14 protein-coding genes are annotated in these 16,268 nt (G+C 64.5%); 11 read left to right on the top strand and 3 right to left on the bottom strand.

The window, feature by feature from the left end; genetic code table 11:
* The first annotated feature begins 315 nt into the window (after positions 1-315).
* The 7 genes from AC5ZFO_RS13980 to msrA all read left to right on the top strand — a co-directional run bounded on the left by AC5ZFO_RS13980 (position 316) and on the right by msrA (position 5,813).
* Positions 316-984, top strand: coding sequence for a sensor histidine kinase (locus AC5ZFO_RS13980; RefSeq protein ID WP_282523908.1), 669 nt, complete (start codon positions 316-318; stop codon positions 982-984).
* Positions 985-1,017: 33 nt separating this feature from the next.
* The gene (locus AC5ZFO_RS13975; protein WP_282523907.1) at positions 1,018-1,719 is read left to right on the top strand and encodes a VOC family protein; all 702 of its coding nucleotides are present in this window, start codon (positions 1,018-1,020) and stop codon (positions 1,717-1,719) included.
* Between the two features lie 285 nt (positions 1,720-2,004).
* Positions 2,005-3,318, top strand: a complete 1,314-nt coding sequence (locus AC5ZFO_RS13970; protein ID WP_282523906.1) for an epoxide hydrolase family protein — start codon at positions 2,005-2,007, stop codon at positions 3,316-3,318.
* A 65-nt stretch (positions 3,319-3,383) separates the two neighbouring features.
* Complete coding sequence (locus tag AC5ZFO_RS13965) at positions 3,384-4,232, top strand: enoyl-CoA hydratase/isomerase family protein (protein WP_282523905.1); 849 nt, start codon at positions 3,384-3,386, stop codon at positions 4,230-4,232.
* Positions 4,233-4,353: 121 nt separating this feature from the next.
* Positions 4,354-4,776, top strand: a complete 423-nt coding sequence (locus AC5ZFO_RS13960) for an OsmC family protein (RefSeq protein WP_014493564.1) — start codon at positions 4,354-4,356, stop codon at positions 4,774-4,776.
* 21 nt (positions 4,777-4,797) lie between these two features.
* On the top strand, positions 4,798-5,268 hold the full coding sequence (locus tag AC5ZFO_RS13955) for a cupin domain-containing protein (protein ID WP_282523904.1): 471 nt from the start codon (positions 4,798-4,800) through the stop codon (positions 5,266-5,268).
* Between the two features lie 29 nt (positions 5,269-5,297).
* Positions 5,298-5,813, top strand: a complete 516-nt coding sequence (gene msrA / locus AC5ZFO_RS13950; protein WP_282523903.1) for a peptide-methionine (S)-S-oxide reductase MsrA — start codon at positions 5,298-5,300, stop codon at positions 5,811-5,813.
* A gap of 94 nt (positions 5,814-5,907) precedes the next feature.
* Here msrA and AC5ZFO_RS13945 read toward each other — a convergent pair whose 3' ends face one another.
* Complete coding sequence (locus AC5ZFO_RS13945; RefSeq protein WP_282523902.1) at positions 5,908-6,549, bottom strand: TetR/AcrR family transcriptional regulator; 642 nt, start codon at positions 6,547-6,549, stop codon at positions 5,908-5,910.
* 139 nt (positions 6,550-6,688) lie between these two features.
* On the opposite strand from AC5ZFO_RS13945, the gene AC5ZFO_RS13940 reads away from it, so the two are divergent.
* The 3 genes from AC5ZFO_RS13940 (at position 6,689) to AC5ZFO_RS13930 (ending at position 10,347) form a co-directional block, all read left to right on the top strand.
* Positions 6,689-7,831 carry an HlyD family secretion protein gene (locus AC5ZFO_RS13940; RefSeq protein WP_282523901.1) on the top strand — a complete coding sequence of 381 codons (1,143 nt, stop codon included), beginning with the start codon at positions 6,689-6,691 and terminating at the stop codon, positions 7,829-7,831.
* Position 7,832: 1 nt separating this feature from the next.
* Positions 7,833-9,326, top strand: a complete 1,494-nt coding sequence (locus AC5ZFO_RS13935; protein ID WP_282523900.1) for an MDR family MFS transporter — start codon at positions 7,833-7,835, stop codon at positions 9,324-9,326.
* 82 nt (positions 9,327-9,408) lie between these two features.
* A complete protein-coding gene (locus tag AC5ZFO_RS13930; protein ID WP_282523899.1) occupies positions 9,409-10,347 on the top strand; it encodes an aldo/keto reductase in 939 nt (312 codons plus the stop codon).
* Positions 10,348-10,385: 38 nt separating this feature from the next.
* Here the strand turns inward: AC5ZFO_RS13930 and AC5ZFO_RS13925 are convergent, their stop codons facing one another.
* The gene (locus AC5ZFO_RS13925) at positions 10,386-13,226 is read right to left on the bottom strand and encodes an ATP-binding protein (protein WP_282523898.1); all 2,841 of its coding nucleotides are present in this window, start codon (positions 13,224-13,226) and stop codon (positions 10,386-10,388) included.
* A 298-nt stretch (positions 13,227-13,524) separates the two neighbouring features.
* Here AC5ZFO_RS13925 and AC5ZFO_RS13920 point away from each other — a divergent pair, with 298 nt between their 5' ends.
* Positions 13,525-14,514, top strand: coding sequence for a Bug family tripartite tricarboxylate transporter substrate binding protein (locus AC5ZFO_RS13920; RefSeq protein ID WP_282523897.1), 990 nt, complete (start codon positions 13,525-13,527; stop codon positions 14,512-14,514).
* A gap of 6 nt (positions 14,515-14,520) precedes the next feature.
* Here AC5ZFO_RS13920 and AC5ZFO_RS13915 read toward each other — a convergent pair whose 3' ends face one another.
* Positions 14,521-15,681: an MFS transporter gene (locus tag AC5ZFO_RS13915; protein WP_282523896.1), complete on the bottom strand. Its 1,161-nt coding sequence runs from the start codon at positions 15,679-15,681 to the stop codon at positions 14,521-14,523.
* Positions 15,682-16,268: the final 587 nt, after the last annotated feature.

The following is a 16,268-nucleotide window of genomic DNA, read 5'->3' as shown; positions in this document are numbered from 1 at the left end:
AGTGAAGGGGCTGTTGTCCGCATCCTGATCTAGCAGAACGAGGTCATGAGTAAACTGGTCGAAAGTGGCGAAATCGCGCGGCAAATCAGCCGGCCACACAAGGACTATGCGTGACAAATTTCGCTTAAACGCGAGCGGCTTGCGAAGCGAACGGGACGACCCGTCAGCGTGCTTGACCGTCGAGAGGACAGTCTGGCCGCCAACTTGTGATGCCGCCGATCATAACAAAATCTTGCAACGTCTAACGAGCAAAACGCGCGCGACGCATCCAGTATACGCTTCGAGTTAGGTCCTAGGTCCAACGGGGAGGCTATCATGTCCGCTATCGGCTTGGAGACGAGCGACCATTTCTTTCGTTCTCAACACATTGCCAGCCCTGATGATCAGTCGCGTGATTGGGAACTCGTGCTGCGAGAATCCCACCATCGGATGAAGAACACCCTGACGCTGCTGGGTGCGTCAGTCCGCCGCGACTTCTCGCGGCCGGGCACCAGGGATATGTCGGGCGCGGTGGACCGGTTCGAGCAACGCATCGTCGCGTTCGGTAGGCTCTATCAGCTTTTGTCCGATAGTGACAGCCTGACCGCCGTCTCCGTCGAGGCCTTCTTCGAAAACCTGTGCGAGGCGCTCTCCGAGGCAGTGCTGGAACCGGCCGGGATCCGCTGCGAGGCAGCGATCGAGAGCGGGGCGCTGCCGGCATCGCAGTGTCATCGGCTGGCCTTGATGCTGACGGAGCTGGTCACGAATGCAGCCAAACATGCCTTCCCAAACAAGAACGATGCGCTGATCCGCATCGAAATGGCCAACCGCGACGACGCCTGGCTCTGCACGGTGGCTGACAACGGCATCGGCGCGACCGGTCCGCTTCAGGGCACCGGCAGCCGCATCCTTGAAGGGCTCGCACGCAGTATCGACGCGCGGTTGCAGGGCGAGGCGGGCCGGGGCGGCACGCGCGTGACGATCGTGATGCCCGCTGCCGCTTGAAGCTCGCTTCAATTTCAACTCAGGGAGTTCGACATGGCCACCACCGAAATCGACCGCGACGCCGCGGCGAGGTCTCCGAATACGTCTTCGACATCGCGTAGCGTTGATCTGAAGCTCGAGATCGTCGTCATCCCCGTGTCGGATGTCGACCGCGCCAAGGCGTTCTACACACGCCTCGGCTGGCGATTGGACGCCGATTTTGCCTCAGGTGACGAATGGCGCGTGATCCAGTTCACGCCGCCGGGGTCGGCCTGTTCGGTAATCTTCGGCAAGAACGTCACACCGGCAGCGCCAGGTTCGGCGCGCGGGCTGTACCTGATCGTCTCCGATCTGGCGGCCGCGCGACAGGAGCTGCTCGACCGCGGCATCGTGGTGAGCGAACCATTCCATGGTGCGGGCGACGTTCACGCCGGTCCGGACGAGCCGTATCTGTTCGGCAGCGTCCGGGTCAGCGGTGTTGACCCGAAGCGCGGCAGCTACAGCTCGTTTGCCTCGTTCAGCGATCCCGACGGCAATGGCTGGCTGTTCCAGGAGGTCACGACGCGACTGCCTGGACGCATCGCGGGTGACGGCACGACGTTTGCCTCGACGGCCGATCTGGCCGCAACCCTGCGGCGTGCCGCTGTCGCGCATGGTGAGCACGAGAAGCGTACCGGCGGACACGACGAGAACTGGGCGGACTGGTACGCCGACTACATCGTCCGCGAGCAGGCCGGTCAACCGCTGCCCTCCTGAGTTGTAGTGAACTCATCTCTTGAATTCACTGACAGGGCGCGCGCCGGCTGAACTCGTCGCGCGCCGTGTCGCTTCTGCATCGCGCGTATCGTCATCGTCGCTCGCTCTCTCTCTCTCTCTCTCTCTCTCTCTCTCTTGCATCCCCCGGACTCGCAACGGCTAACGCAGCCTAACAACCGATAACGAGCAAATTGCCAGGACCTGCGCCAATCTCTGTTCACGACGAAACAACGCGTCGATTTCGAATTCGGTTGGCGTCACCGACCAGAGCAAGGGAGATCCGACATGACCACGCAAGCACGAGCCGACATTCTCAATCCCGACCGCCGTCAATTGCTGAGCCAGGCCGCAATGACCGCGGTCGCCGCCAGCGTGGCGAGCCTGCTGCCGCTGCGTCCGGCAAAGGCCGCTGCAAGCGGCGCCATCCGTCCGTTCCGAGTCAGCGTGCCCGAGGAAGATCTGCTTGACCTCCGCCGCCGCCTCGCAGCGACACGCTGGCCGGATCGTGAGATCGTCGCCGACCAATCGCAGGGCGTGCAGCTCACGACGCTCCAGCAGCTCGTGCGGTACTGGCAGAACGACTACGACTGGCGCAAGATGGAAGCGCGGCTGAACGCCTTGCCGCAATTCGTCACCGAGATCGACGGCGTCGACATCCACTTCATTCACATCCGCTCCCGCCACGAGAACGCGCTGCCGATGGTCGTCACGCACGGCTGGCCCGGCTCGATCATCGAGCAGATGAAGATCGTCGGCCCGCTCACCGATCCCACCGCGCATGGTGCGAAGGCTGCGGATGCATTCGACCTGGTGATCCCCTCGCTTCCGGGCCACGGCTTCTCCGGCAAGCCGACGGAGCTCGGCTGGGATCCGCAGCGTATCGCGCGTGCCTGGATCGTGTTGATGCAACGCCTCGGCTACAACCGCTACGTGGCGCAGGGCGGCGATTGGGGCAATGCCGTTACCGAGCAGATGGCGGTGATCGCACCGCCGGAGCTGCTCGGCATTCACACCAACATGCCCGCCACCGTTCCCGACGACATCGCCAAGGCGCTTCAGCCGGGCGGGACGCGGCCGTCGAACCTCTCGGCCGACGAGCGCATTGCCTACGACCAGCTCGATGATTTCTACAGGCATGGCCTCGGCTATGCGATCGAGATGTCGAACCGGCCGCAGACGCTCTATGGCCTCGTCGATTCGCCGGCCGGCCTTGCGTCCTGGATGCTTGATCACGACGCACGCAGTGCTGCGATGATTGCGCGGGTGTTCGACGGCAAGACCGAGGGCCTGTCGCGGGACGACGTGATCGACAACATCACGCTGTACTGGCTCACCAACACCGCGGTCTCGTCGGCGCGGCTCTACTGGGAGAACAAGCTGGTGTTCTTCGCGCCCAAGCACATCAAGATCCCGGTCGCCGTCAGCGTGTTCCCTGACGAGATCTATGCCGCGCCGCGCAGCTGGGCCGAGAAGGCCTATCCGAAGCTGATGCACTACAACCGCCTCGACAAGGGCGGCCACTTCGCGGCCTGGGAGCAGCCCGCGCTGTTCTCTGCGGAAATGCGCACCGCGTTCCGCCCGCTGCGCCAGTCGATCTGAACCGAGCAGGGGACGCGCGCTGCCGTGCGTTCCCTTTTCGAACACACATATCAGGAGTGCCAACAATGGACCGCCCCGTACAGATCTTCACCACCGAGGACATTCGTCTGGAGCGCCGCCTGCCGACATACTGGCGCGTCACCTTCGACATGCCGCCGGTGAACATCTTCGGCCCAAAACACCTTCCACTGCTCAACGACATCATCACCGCGATCGAGACCGATCCGGATGTGAAGGTGGTCGTATTCGCCAGCGCCGTCGAAGGCTTCTTCATCACGCATTACGACTTCCTGGCGCCGCTTGAGGACTCGCTTCGCGTTCCACCCGGGCCGACCGGCCTTGAGGCGCTGCCCGACATGCTGGTGCGCCTCAGCCGCGCGCCGGTCGTCTCCATTGCCTCGATCCGGGGCCGTGCCACCGGGGTCGGCAGCGAGCTCGCGCTGGCGAGCGACATGCGCTTTGCCAGCCGCGAGAAGGCGATCCTGTCGCAATGGGAGGTCGGCGCGGGACTCGTGCCCGGCGGCGGGCCGATGGCGCGGTTGCCGCGGCTGATGGGCCGAGGCCGTGCGCTCGAAGTGTTGCTCGGTGCCGATGACATCCACGGCGATCTCGCCGAGCGTTACGGCTACGTGAACCGTTCGCTGCCGGATGCCGAGCTCGACGGCTTCGTCGAGGCGCTCGCCATGCGCATCGCGTCGTTCGACAAGGAGGCCATCGCCGAGACCAAGCGTCTCGTCGATGTTGCGAGCCTGCCACCGGATGACGAGATCAAGCCGGAGTGGGACGCGTTCCTGGCCGCGCTCGGCCGTCCCGCCAGCCAAACCCGTATCAAGGCGTTGATGGCGCGCGGCTTCCACCGCGCCGGCGACGTCGAGAACCGGTTGGGCTTCCATGTGGGTCAAATCAGCGGCTAACGGAACCGCTGTGGCGTTCGGCCGGTTGGAGGGGTGACAGGCGGTCGTGCCAATGTCGCTTTCCTCCGCTACCGAGCGCCGGTGCCAAAAACCAACCTGAAAACCAACAAGGAGAATTGAGATGATCCGCAAGGCAACAGCAGTCTGGAAGGGCACCGGTCGCGACGGCACCGGTCATCTGTCGAGCGAATCCGGCGTGCTCGCCGGGACGCCCTATTCGTTCAAGACCCGCTTCGAGAACGAGAAGGGCACCAATCCCGAGGAGTTGATCGCTGCGGCCCATGCCGGTTGCTTTACCATGGCGCTGGCCTTCGGCCTTCAGCTCGCCGGCTTCACGCCGGACGAGCTGTCGACGGAAGCCGCCATCACGCTCGAGCCGGAAGGCAAGGGCTTCAAGATCAGCAAGTCGGCACTGACGCTTCGCGCCAAGGTGCCGAACCTTGATGACGCAGGTTTCGCCAAGATCGCCGGCGAGGCCGAGAAGAACTGTCCGGTGTCGAAGGTGCTCAACGCCGCGATCACGCTCGACGCCAAATTGACCTGATCGAACACAGGGAGCGGTGCCATGTCCCGCCAAGATCTGTCTCGTCAAGATCTGCCTCGCCAGCATCAGCCGGACGAAGACAGGTTCCGGGCGATTTTGCCCGAGGACATCGCTTGGCAACCGTTCCCTGCGTTCCCGCCGGGCGCGCGGCTGGCCGTGATGGTCGGCCATCCCAGCGAACCCGGACCTTACGTGGTCCGGGTGAAGGTCCCCGGTGGCACAAAATTGATGCCGCACAAGCATCCGGAGGACCGCATCTACACGGTCATGTCGGGTGTGTTCTACATCGGGCTCGGCGAGCGGTTTGATGGCGACCAGGTGAAAGCCTATCCGCCGGGCAGCGTCATCGTGCTGCCCGGCGAGACCTGGCATTTTCACTGGGCGAAGTCCGGCGAATACGTCACACAGGTCTCCGCCATCGGGCCGCTGGGCCTCGAATATCACGATGACCATGATGACCCGCGCTTGCATCCGGCAGCGGACAAGCGCTGACTATCTCGACGAAACGAATGGAGTATCAGATGACGACAGAGCGCGCAGTTTTGGCCGGAGGCTGTTTCTGGGGCATGCAGGATCTGATCCGCAGGCAACCGGGGGTGATCTCCACCCGTGTCGGTTACACTGGCGGGCAGGTGAAGAACGCCACCTATCGCAATCACGAGGGCCACGCCGAGGCGATCGAGATCATCTTCAATCCCGCGAAGACGAGCTTCCGGACCATGCTGGAGTTCTTCTTTCAGATCCATGATCCCACCACGCTCGACCGCCAGGGCAATGATCGGGGCACGAGCTACCGCTCGGCAATTTTCTATACCAGCGACGAGCAGAAGAGAGTGGCCGAAGACACCATCGCCGATGTCGAGGCGTCAGGTCTCTGGCCCGGCAAGGTGGTGACCGAGGTTGCGCCCGCAGCTGAGTTCTGGGAAGCCGAGCCGGAGCATCAGGATTATCTCGAGCGCTATCCCGATGGCTACACCTGCCACTTCATCCGGCCCGACTGGAAGCTGCCAAGGCGCGCGGCCGCGGTGGGAGGCTAGCCGGTTTGTCGCGTACGGCCGCCGAGGGCCTTTTGACGAGGAGTGCAAATGTGCGAACTCCCCTCATCGTACGACCACGAGCATTCCTCGCGGCTTAATGCGCCTGCGGCCGGCGTCGGCAGATCACAGTCACCGCCTTGCGGGCAATCTCCCCCAGCTCGGCGCGGCGTGCGCCGGCGCGGGCGCGGATGGCGATCGTCTGCATCGTGGCGGCGGCAAGGATCGCGAGTGCAGCCGGATCGGCCTCGCGATCCAGCTCGCCCTTGTCCTGCGCCAGGCGAAAGCGGGCCTCGAAATCGGCATCGATCGCGCGCAGTCCCGTCGCAACGCTGCTGCGGATCGCCGCATCCTCGGCGACTTCGGTCACCGCGGTACCGACCACGAAGCAGCCGCGCGCTGATCCCTTGCCGGAAAAGTAGATCGACAGCGCCGCGTCATAGGCCAGCATCAGCGCTTCGTCCAAGGGATGGTCCCCTGCGAGAGCCTCGCGCGTTGCCGCGAGGCTGATCTCCCAATAGCGCGCCAAGGCCTCGAGATAGAGCGCGTGCTTGTTGCCGAACACCGCGTAGAGGCTCGGTGGGCTCATGCCGGTCGCGGCCGCGACCTTGTCCAGGGACGTGCCGGAATAGCCCGTCCTCCAGAACGTTTCCGTGGCCCGCTTGAGGGCCGTCTCAGTGTCGTAGGCGGGTGGCCGTCCCCGGCGCGCCGGGCCCGTCTCGCTCTTTTTCCGTGCCATGTCGTCCGAACCTGGTTGCCATGTTCCACACGTATATTTGTATGGATCGTTATAAAAATCAATGGTCGCGCGGCTTGATCCTCACATCGGGGTACAATATTTGTAACGAACGTTATTAAATGAGATGAGGACGCGGACGATGGGTTTGAACTTTGCGCCAATCGCCGGCTGGCTGGGCGATCGCAGCTTCCGCGGGAGCGAAGCTGCGGCGCCGTTGTTCGGAGCGGATCTTGCGAGGCGGCTGCGCCGGCCCCTGATGCTGGTGGTGCCGGCCGCGGCTGCCGTGTTCGGCGCCTTTATGTATCTGGCGCAGGAACAATATGTCTCGACCGACGATGCGTTCGTGCGCGCCGCGAAAGTCACCATCAATGCGCGGGTGTCGGGCCAGGCGGTCGAGATCGCCGTGCGCGACAATGAGCGTGTCCGGCAGGGCCAGGTCCTGTTTCGAATTGACCCGGAGCCCTACCAGATCGCCGTCGATCAGGCCGAGGCCCGGCTCGGCAGCGCGCGGCTCCAGATCGACTCCCTCAAGGCGACCTACCGCCAGCAGCAGGCGGAACTGCAATCGGCGAAGGACTCGGCCTCTTTCGACGAGCGCGAGTTCGACCGCAAGAGAATGCTGGTCGCCTCCGACTTCACGCCGCGCGCGGTCTACGAGCGGGCCGAGACCGATCTCAAGGTCGCGCGCCATCGGATGGCATCGATCGAACAGCAGATCGCCAATACGGTCGTCGCGCTCAACGGCGATCCCGATATCGATGTCGACCGCCATCCGACAGTCCGCGCGGCCAGGGCGCAGCTCGATCGCGCGCGGCTCGATCTCTCCTACGCCACGGTGAGGGCTCCCGACGACGGTATCGTGACCAAGGTCGACGATCTGCAAATCGGTGGTTTCGTCAACGCAGGCGCGCCCACGTTCTCACTGATGTCGAGCCGGGACGTCTGGATCGAGGCGAATTTTCGTGAGACGGGCCTGACCCACATGCGGCCGGGCCAGGAGGCGACGATCGACGTCGACGCCTATCCGGATCGAAAATTCAAGGCGCATATCGTCAGCATGAGTCCCGGCACCGGGTCGGACTTCTCGATCCTGCCACCGGAGAATGCGACCGGGAACTGGGTCAAGGTCGTCCAGCGGCTGCCGGTGCGCCTCGAGCTCGACGATCCCGATCCGACCCGGCCACTGTTCTCCGGCATCAGCGTGACGGCGCGGGTCGACACCGGCCATCGTCGCAACTGGCTGCATCTGCTCCAGGCTGCGCTTGCGACGGAGGTCAAATGAAATGAGTACGCCCCTCCCATCGACCGCGACCGGCGGTCATCATGCAATCTCGGCGGCCGCCCTGATGGCGACCTACATGCAGGCCGTCAACATTTCGATACCGAACGCCGCGCTGCCGCACATCCAGGCCACGCTCTCGATGGCCAATGACGAGGTCGGCTGGGTGTTCTCCTCGTATATCGCTGCAAGCGCCGTGACCATGTCGATCACGCAATGGCTCGCGGGACGCTACGGCCGCAAGGCGGTCTATCAGACAGCCCTTGCCGTCTTCACGCTTGGTCTTGTCCTCGACACGCTGGCGACGACGTCGATCCAGTTCGTGCTGGCGCGGATTCTCCAGGGCGCGGCGAGCGGACCACTTGCGCCGCTCTCAATGGCGATTCTGCTCGAGGCGACGCCGGCGGCGCGGCAAGCGCGCATGGGCCTGGCATTGACGGTCTGTTCGCTGCTCGGCATCAGCACCGGCCCCGCTCTTGGTGGCTGGCTCAGCGAATATTACGGCTGGCCGTCGACCTTCTATGTCAGCCTGCCCATGACGGCCTTCATCGCCCTGACGATGGCCCTGCTGCTGGGCGAGAAGCGGGCAGAGCGGAGCCAGCCCTTCGACGTCTTCGGCCTAACGACCTTCTCCGCCGGCATGATCGGGCTGCAGATGCTGCTGGATCGCGGCGAGCGCCTCGAATGGTTCGCCTCGACGGAGATCTGGGTCGAAGCGATCGCCTCGGTCCTGGGCTTCTATCTCTTCATTGTGCACGTTCTGACGAAGAAGGAACAGTTTCTCCGCACGGCGCTGTTCAGGGATCGCAATCTCGTCCTCTCGACGGTGATCTCCTTCGCGCTCGGCTTCGTCTTGCTGCCGACATTGGCGTTGACCTCCCCGATGCTGGAGGAGTTGCTCAACTACCCTGTCGACACCACCGGCTACATGACCATTCCACGCGGCGTGGCGCTGGTGGGAGCGCTGGTGCTGACCAGCCTGGTTCCGGGGCAGGTCGACTACCGGCCGTTCCTCATGGGAGGAATGGCGCTGGTGGTCTATGCCAACTGGCTGATGCTCGGTTATTCGCCGACGATGGATTGGCGGCCGGTCGTCGAAGCAGGTTTTCTCCAGGGCGCCGGTCTCGGAATGTTGTTGCCGGCGCTCGTGAGGGCCGCGTTCGGAACGCTCGATCCGAAGCTTCGCCCTGAAGGCGGTGCGCTGATCAACCTGTCGCGCCTCTATGGCAGCACCATCGGCATCGCGGTGGTCCAGCTCTTCTTTTATGCCAACACCCAGGCCGTGCATGTCGCGCTCGCCAAGCATCTCACGCCTTATCGTGTCGCGGCGAATGTCGCGGGCCCGATCGGGAAGCCAGGCCTTGCCGCCCTCAACGGCATGGTCACGCGCCAGGCGGCCACGGTCGCGGTCATCGATCAGTTCGAGATCCTGATGTTCGCCATGCTCGTCGTGATCCCGCTGGTGTTCTTTCTTCGTAAGCCGCGTCCCGTCGGCTAACGCCGGAGAGTCGTGAAATGTGTCCGCAACCTCGATCGCTTCGTCCGCATCGCGCGGCCAGCAGTCAACAAGGAGTATCACCATGACGACCTCCGATTCACTTCGTTACACGAGAATTCCCACGCATGAGGCCGTGACGATTCCCGCAGTCGGATTTGGCACGCTCATTCCGGATCCGCACGTGACCCGGCAGGCCACCAGGGCTGCATTGGAGGCCGGATTTCGACATCTCGATTGTGCCGAGCGCTATCGCAACGAAGCGGCCGTCGGCGATGCGATGCAGGATGCGTTCAAGGCGGGCACGCTTCAGCGCCAGGACCTGTTCGTTACGACGAAGCTATGGAACACCAATCATCGGCCGGAGCGGGTCAGGCCCGCCTTCGACGCCGGTCGCCGGCGGCTCCAACTCGACGAGATCGACTGCTACATCATCCATACCCCCTTTGCCTTTCAACCCGGCGACGAGCAGGACCCGAGGGACGCGAGTGGCCAGGTGATCTATGATTCAGGCGTGACGTTGGCGGAGACATGGGGGGCGCTGGAGCGCCTCGTCGACGAGGGGCACTGCAAGTCGATCGGGCTGTCGGACATCACCTTGGAGAAGCTGCGCGAGATCGTCGAGGTCGCGCGGATCAGGCCCGCCATGGTGCAGGTCGAATCGCATCCGTACCTGCCCGAATTGGAGCTGCTCGACTTCTGTCGCGAGCATGGAATTGTCCTGCAGGCGTTTGCCGCGCTGGGACACGCCATGAAGCCGAACCTCCTCGCTGACCCCGTGATCACCGCCATCGCGGAGCGCCTGCACAAGACGCCGGCCCAGGTCGCCCTGGCCTGGGCCGTCCAGCGCGGCACGGCTTTCCTGACGACCTCGACCAATCCTCGTCGGATCGAGGAAAATCTCGATATTTCGACGCTGCCTGAAGACGCCATGCGGGAGATGCGGGACCACATCACGACGAATGTCCGGTTCAACACAGTGATCGAGACCGGCGTGCCCGGATTCATTCCGCGGGCAGGATGAAGCGAGTGGCGTGGTACGAAGGCCTTCGGCCGGCCTCGTCAAGTCCGGAGTTGCGCGATCAAATCGCGTGCGCTGCGGATATCGGCGATGCCGTCGCCCTCGCTGAACGGCCCGCATGCACGTTCGAGAATTGCCAGGGCCTCTGCATTCTGGCCGGCTCCGATCATGAACCGCGCGAGGCTGATCGCACCGCGCAGTTCCCAGAATCGCGCGCCCTGCTGGTTGGCAATGTGCATGGCCTCGCGAAAGCGCGCCTCGGCGTCCCCCGCATGCCGCGGGCTCTTGAGCAATAACTCGCCCTTGATGCGGATCAGTTCCGGCAGATACCACAGCTCCTGCCGGTCGTTGCAGCGGGTCAGGACGTCCTCGATCACGTCGAGGCCACGGTCGACCTGGTGGGCCTCGCCGGAACACGCGGCGAGTTCGCCGAGCAGCGGAAGAAAGCGCGGCAGGAAACGCGCATCGCCGGCACGATTGAGCTCTTCACGCAGCAGCGGCAGGCCGGTTGCGACGTCGCCACGCCTTACGACGACCGCCGCGTTGAAGGCCCGTGCCCACAGGCCCCACAGCCGGATGGCGTGGCGCTCGGTGTGTTCGAGCAGCTCAATGCCGTGGCGCTCCGCGGCTTCGAAATCGCCGGACCAGAAGGCGATCGGGCAAGCGGCTTGCCCCAGCACGCTGCAGAAAGTCAGCGCGTGGCCGTTGGCGCGACCTTCCTCGATGTTTCGGGCGGCGAGCGCCTGCGCCTGATCGGCGAGGCCCTGAAGCCACAGGATGCGGGCCCGGAAATATTGCGTCGATATCCTGAGGTCGAGCGGGAAGATCTTCGGCTTCTCCGCCAGCACATGCAGCGACGCGTTCACGCGCTCGATGCGCAGCCGTGCGTCGTTCTGATCGCCGAGATAATGCAGCGCCACCGCCATCAGCCGGTCGCCCAGCATGAGGTCGGTCCTGTCCGACGAGTTCGCCGCTGCATTCGCAAACCGGTCGGCGAGCGCACGGGCCTTGCCGAACTGTCCGTTGTTGAACTGGTCGATGCACAAGCCCCAGAGCGCGCGCAGCCTGAAGTCCTTGTCGTCGAGTCTGTCAGCCAGCTCCAGGGTCGTCTCGAGGATCGGACGCGCCTCGCGGGCGCGGCCCTCGCCATACATCAGCGACCAGCCGAGCGCCGATAGGAGTTGCATGCGAATGCGATCGTCGCCGCCGCTGTCGCCGAGCGCGGTGAGCGCCGTCTTGGCGCGCTCGCGGCATTCGGCGAACAGGGACAGGCGGACCCACAGCGTGACGGCAGCCGCCGTCAGCGCGATCCCGAGTGCGGCGTCGCCGTCGGGCCCGAAGGCCCAGTTCAATGCGGCGCGCACATTGTCCAGCTCCGCGCCATAGATGCTCAGCCATTCCGGCAGCAACGTCGATGTATCGGCCTCCGCGCGCTCGAAGAAGTCGCGGAAATGCTCTGCATGACGCCGCGCGAACTGACTGGTCTCACCGAGCTCGTTCAGCTTTCCATGCGCATAGGTGCGTGTGGTGTCGAGCAGGCGATAGCGCAGCGTTCGCGAGGCGGATGGCGAGATCAGCGATTTGGTGACGAGGCTGTCGATCGCCTCCAGCGTTTCGGACGCGCCAAGGCCGTCGCCGGCGGCCACCGCGGCAGCCGCCTCCGGCGCGAAGGGCCCGGCAAAGACCGACAGGCGTCGCAGCGTGGCACTCTCGGCGGGAGGTAGCAGATCGTAGCTCCAGTCGAGCGCCGCGGCGAGCGTCTGGTGTCGTGGCACGGCGGTGCGCCGACCCCGCCACTGCAACGAGAAGCGGCTGTCGAGCAGCGACGCCGTGCCGGCAATGCCATACGCATTGACACGGCCGGCCGCGAGCTCGATCGCGAGCGCGATGCCGTCGAGGCGCCGGCAAATGCTCGCGACGAGCGGTGCCTCTTCCGCGCTGAGCTGGAACGGACCCGAGCTCTGCGCAATGCGCTCGACGAAGAGCTGGGCCGCGGGGTAAGCGAGGACCTCGGCGACATCAAGGTCCTCGCGCTCCGGCGGGCAATCCAGCGGGAACAGGCGGAAAATCCGTTCGCCATCGCTCCGGAACGATTCGCGGCTGGTTGCGAGAACGCGGAGCTGCGGTGCGTCGCGAACGATGCGCTCGACGAGCGGTGCCAACGCATCCAGCACATGCTCGCAGCTGTCGAAGATCAGCAGGGCTGGGCCGGTCTTCAGAAATGTCAGCAGGGCCGGCGTCGGATCCTCCGCGCTGATGGTCAGTCCCAGTGCGGAGGCGATGGTGGTCGCGATGTGGCTGGCATCCCTCAGCGGACCGAAGTCGACGAAGAATACGCGCCCGCCGAAATCCGCCGATCTGCGATGCCCGACGGTGACGGCGACGGCGGTCTTGCCGATGCCGCCGGGGCCGACCACCGTCATGAAGCGATGCAATGAAAGCCCGTTCGATATCTTCTCGACGATCTCCTCCCGTCCGACCATTTTGGAGAGCGGCGAGGGAAGGGAGCGGGGAGGTGAGATGTTCACGGCGGGCTGAGCGGCCGGCGGGGCCGCCTGAGCGAGCGAGGCGACAAAGCAGTAGCCGCGGCCGGGCACATTGACGACATAACGGGCCGACTTGCCGGTATCGCCCAGCACCTTGCGCAGTGCCGCGACGTGGAAGCGCAGGCTGCCCTCGTCGACATTGACGTCGGCCCAGATGCGCTTGACCAGCTCTCTCTTGTCGATGACTTCGCCGGGGCGCTCGGCGAGGAAGATCAGAATATCGAGCGCGCGGCCGCCGACGTGAAGCGGCGAGCCCTCCTTCTCCAAGAGCCGCGACTTCGGAAATAGTCGGAATGGCCCAAAGGAAATGGCCGAGTCTTCGGTACGATCTGGCACGCGCCATTGCCCCCGCAACGGGAGTCAAAATGTATTACTTTTTGGTCTATCAGAACGAGGCGTACAGTAAACTGGCCGAAAGCAGTGGGCAAAGCTGGCAGCCCTGCGCGCATGGCTTGGGTCGGTCGGTCCGCTGAAATAACCCTTAAAAAATAAGGGGTTATGCTGACATGACAAGGCGATGACGCCGGTGCTCTCACCCGGATGGCGCATTGACGACGGTAGCAGATTGCTGAGATTGGATGGTTCGGGAGCCGGTCCCGCCTCGACAGTGACTACCGACTTCCGGAATTCGAACATGGCTTCCTTCTCGCGGCGACGATTCGTTCATGCGCTATCGGGCGCAGCGGCTCTGGCGGCCATCCCGCGCAGCGGACAAGCCGCTGACTATCCGTCTCGTCCCATTCGCCTCGTGCTTCCGTATGGAGCCGGCGGAGCGGGGGACCAGATCGGGCGTCCCTGGGTGGACAAGATGTCATCGCTGCTTGGGCCGACCTTCGTGGAATATATCGGCGGTGCGGGCGGCGCGATCGGGGCTGCGACGGTCGCGCGCGAGGAGCCCGACGGCTATTCGCTGCTGCTCGGCAACGGCAGCACGCAGGTCATCATTCCCCTGACCTCGAAAAATCCCGGCTATTCCGTTGACGATTTCCGAGCCATCTACCGCCTGATCAGCAGTGCATTGGTCTTCGCCATCAACCCGTCGGTGCCCGCCGCAGACCTGCGCGAGCTGATCGCCTACGCCAAAGCCAATCCGGGAAAGCTGTCCTACGGGACACCCGGCATCGGCACCGGCAATCATCTGGTTGGCGAATCCTTCAAGCAGCAGGCCGGCGGGCTGGATATCGTCCACGTTCCGTATCGGGGCATCTCGCAGGCAACCAACGACCTCGTCAGCGGCCAGATCTCGCTGATCATTGCCGTCATGTCCGTTCAATTGCAGCAACTGGCTCAAACCGGGAAAGTGAGGCTGCTGGCGGTCACCACCGAAACGCGGCTGAGCGGGGCGCCGGAGATCCCGACCGCCGTCGAATCCGGCATGCCCGACATCCGATATGGGGGATGGTTCGGCTTGTTCGCGCCCAAGGACACGGACGATGCGATCATCGACAAGATCGCGCAGGCGACACGTCTCGCCATGGGCGATCCGGCGCTTCAGGCAAGCTACCGCGCGCAGGGCATGGAGCCGGACGGCGATTCAAGCCCGGACAAATTCCAGCGCATTGTCGATGCGACAACGGCAAGCCTGGGGCCCGTGATCAAGTCGATCGGGCTGAGCAATTTGTAAGGCCGCTCAGGCCTCGACGCGCGATGTTTGGCGGCCCTCTGCCGTGACGATGCGCGCCGACAGCGCGACGAGACACATCAGCGCGGCCAGCAGCCAGAACGCTGTCGGCAATCCGCCAAGCCGTGCGACGAAGCCGACACCGGCGGGACCAATGAGGATGCCGGCGTAGCCTGCGGTCGTGATGGCGGCGACGGCGAGCCCCGTGGGCATCACAGTCTGCCTGGCCGCCCGGCGGAACAGCACCGGCACGAGGTTCGACGCACCGAGGCCGATCAGCAGGAAGCCGCCGATGGCGACCGCCGCAACGGGCGCCGTGAGCAGGACTACGAAGCCCGCGATCGCAATGATGCTGCCCCAGAACAATGTCGTGCGATCCCCGATGCGCGCAACGACAGCGTCGCCGCCGAGCCGCCCCGCCGTCATCGCGATCGAGAACACGATGTAGCCGATCCCGCCTTGCGCCTCCGAGACGAGGCCCGCGCCGATGACGAGCAGCGCGCCCCAATCGAGCATCGCGCCCTCGACGAGGAATGTGATGGCGCCGAGCAGCGCCAGCAGGAGCACGGAGCCATGCGGCAGCACGAAGAGCGGTCCGTCCAGCACCTGCACCGAACGAAGCAGGCGCGGCCAGGCCGCCAGCATTGCAATCAGCATCAGCACGGAGCAGATCAGCGTGCAGGCGAGCGCGCCGAGTTGCAGCGAGAGCAGCGCCGTCATCAAGGCGGATCCCGTGAAGCCGCCGATGCTGAACAGCGCGTGGAAGCCGGACATCAGCGGGCGGCCCGCGTCGCGCTCCACCTCGACCGCATGGATGTTCATGGCGACGTCGATGGAGCCGAGCGCGGCGCCGAAAGCGAACAGGGCCAGCGCCAGCGTTGCAGGCGAGCTCGCGATCGCCAGCAGGGGCAGCACCAGCGCCAGACCGAGTCCGCCCGCAATGATGATCGGCTTGCTGCCGTAGCGCGCGCTCATGACCCCGGTCAGAAGCATCGCAACGACCGAGCCGATGCCGAGGCTGAGCAGGAGCAATCCAAGAACGCCGTCGTCGACGCCGAGCCGCGTCTTGGCGAACGGCACCAGCGGCGCCCAGCACGCGATGCCGAAGCCCGCGACGAGAAAGGCGAGCCGCGTCGCGAGGCGCGTTGCCGGCCGGTCGGCAGAATGCATGGGAACTCCGGGGAAGCAGGGGCGGGGCGATCGACAAGCCCTGAGATTGCCGCGCCTTTATGTCCGAGGCGTGCTCGAATTGTCGCAGATAGTGCTCAAGAACGGCGTGACGTCAACCTGGGTTCCGAAGCGTGTCGCGTTCGGGACGATATTCGTGAGCGCGCCGCCGGGCCCGGCCGTCGGGCAAAACACCGGGTCATTCCGAGCTGCGCCGGTGTCAAGCCGCGCTTGCAAGAATATTCCACTTTACCGAAATTCGGATTTGTCGTATGTGTTACCCATCCCGGCTCATCCTTGAGGGGCGATCTTGTGTCGTCACTGTCGCGAGCCGGGCTTGCGGTGGACGCGGCAGCGTCGGGCGCGAGAGGTCAAGGGCAGGGCGGATTGCTCTCCGTGAGCCCCGAGGCCTCGTGCCGGATGAGCGGCGCTGTCAGGTTCGTCTCGTCTGTAAGTTTCCGGCTCCGTCGACAGGGCCGGAAAAACTGCGGCGAAACGGCGAGCCGTGCGTACGGCAAAACCGTGTGGTCCTGGCGTCCAGCACTAATTTTCGGGTGCCGTGGATGAGACAATCTCTTGCAGAACAAGAC

The organism is Bradyrhizobium sp. Unk1, assembly GCF_059512345.1.
Note: the sequence above shows the minus strand (reverse complement) of the source record. Positions and strands in the feature narration are given on the sequence as shown.

Excerpts from the sequence above, each read along its gene's own strand:
- AC5ZFO_RS13980 (WP_282523908.1), top strand. The coding sequence starts at position 316 with ATGTCCGCTATCGGCTTGGAGACGAGCGACCATTTCTTTCGTTCTCAA.
- AC5ZFO_RS13975 (WP_282523907.1), top strand. The coding sequence starts at position 1,018 with ATGGCCACCACCGAAATCGACCGCGACGCCGCGGCGAGGTCTCCGAAT.
- AC5ZFO_RS13970 (WP_282523906.1), top strand. The coding sequence starts at position 2,005 with ATGACCACGCAAGCACGAGCCGACATTCTCAATCCCGACCGCCGTCAA.
- AC5ZFO_RS13965 (WP_282523905.1), top strand. The coding sequence starts at position 3,384 with ATGGACCGCCCCGTACAGATCTTCACCACCGAGGACATTCGTCTGGAG.
- AC5ZFO_RS13960 (WP_014493564.1), top strand. The coding sequence starts at position 4,354 with ATGATCCGCAAGGCAACAGCAGTCTGGAAGGGCACCGGTCGCGACGGC.
- AC5ZFO_RS13955 (WP_282523904.1), top strand. The coding sequence starts at position 4,798 with ATGTCCCGCCAAGATCTGTCTCGTCAAGATCTGCCTCGCCAGCATCAG.
- msrA (WP_282523903.1), top strand. The coding sequence starts at position 5,298 with ATGACGACAGAGCGCGCAGTTTTGGCCGGAGGCTGTTTCTGGGGCATG.
- AC5ZFO_RS13945 (WP_282523902.1), bottom strand. The coding sequence starts at position 6,549 with ATGGCACGGAAAAAGAGCGAGACGGGCCCGGCGCGCCGGGGACGGCCA.
- AC5ZFO_RS13940 (WP_282523901.1), top strand. The coding sequence starts at position 6,689 with ATGGGTTTGAACTTTGCGCCAATCGCCGGCTGGCTGGGCGATCGCAGC.
- AC5ZFO_RS13935 (WP_282523900.1), top strand. The coding sequence starts at position 7,833 with ATGAGTACGCCCCTCCCATCGACCGCGACCGGCGGTCATCATGCAATC.
- AC5ZFO_RS13930 (WP_282523899.1), top strand. The coding sequence starts at position 9,409 with ATGACGACCTCCGATTCACTTCGTTACACGAGAATTCCCACGCATGAG.
- AC5ZFO_RS13920 (WP_282523897.1), top strand. The coding sequence starts at position 13,525 with ATGGCTTCCTTCTCGCGGCGACGATTCGTTCATGCGCTATCGGGCGCA.
- AC5ZFO_RS13915 (WP_282523896.1), bottom strand. The coding sequence starts at position 15,681 with ATGCATTCTGCCGACCGGCCGGCAACGCGCCTCGCGACGCGGCTCGCC.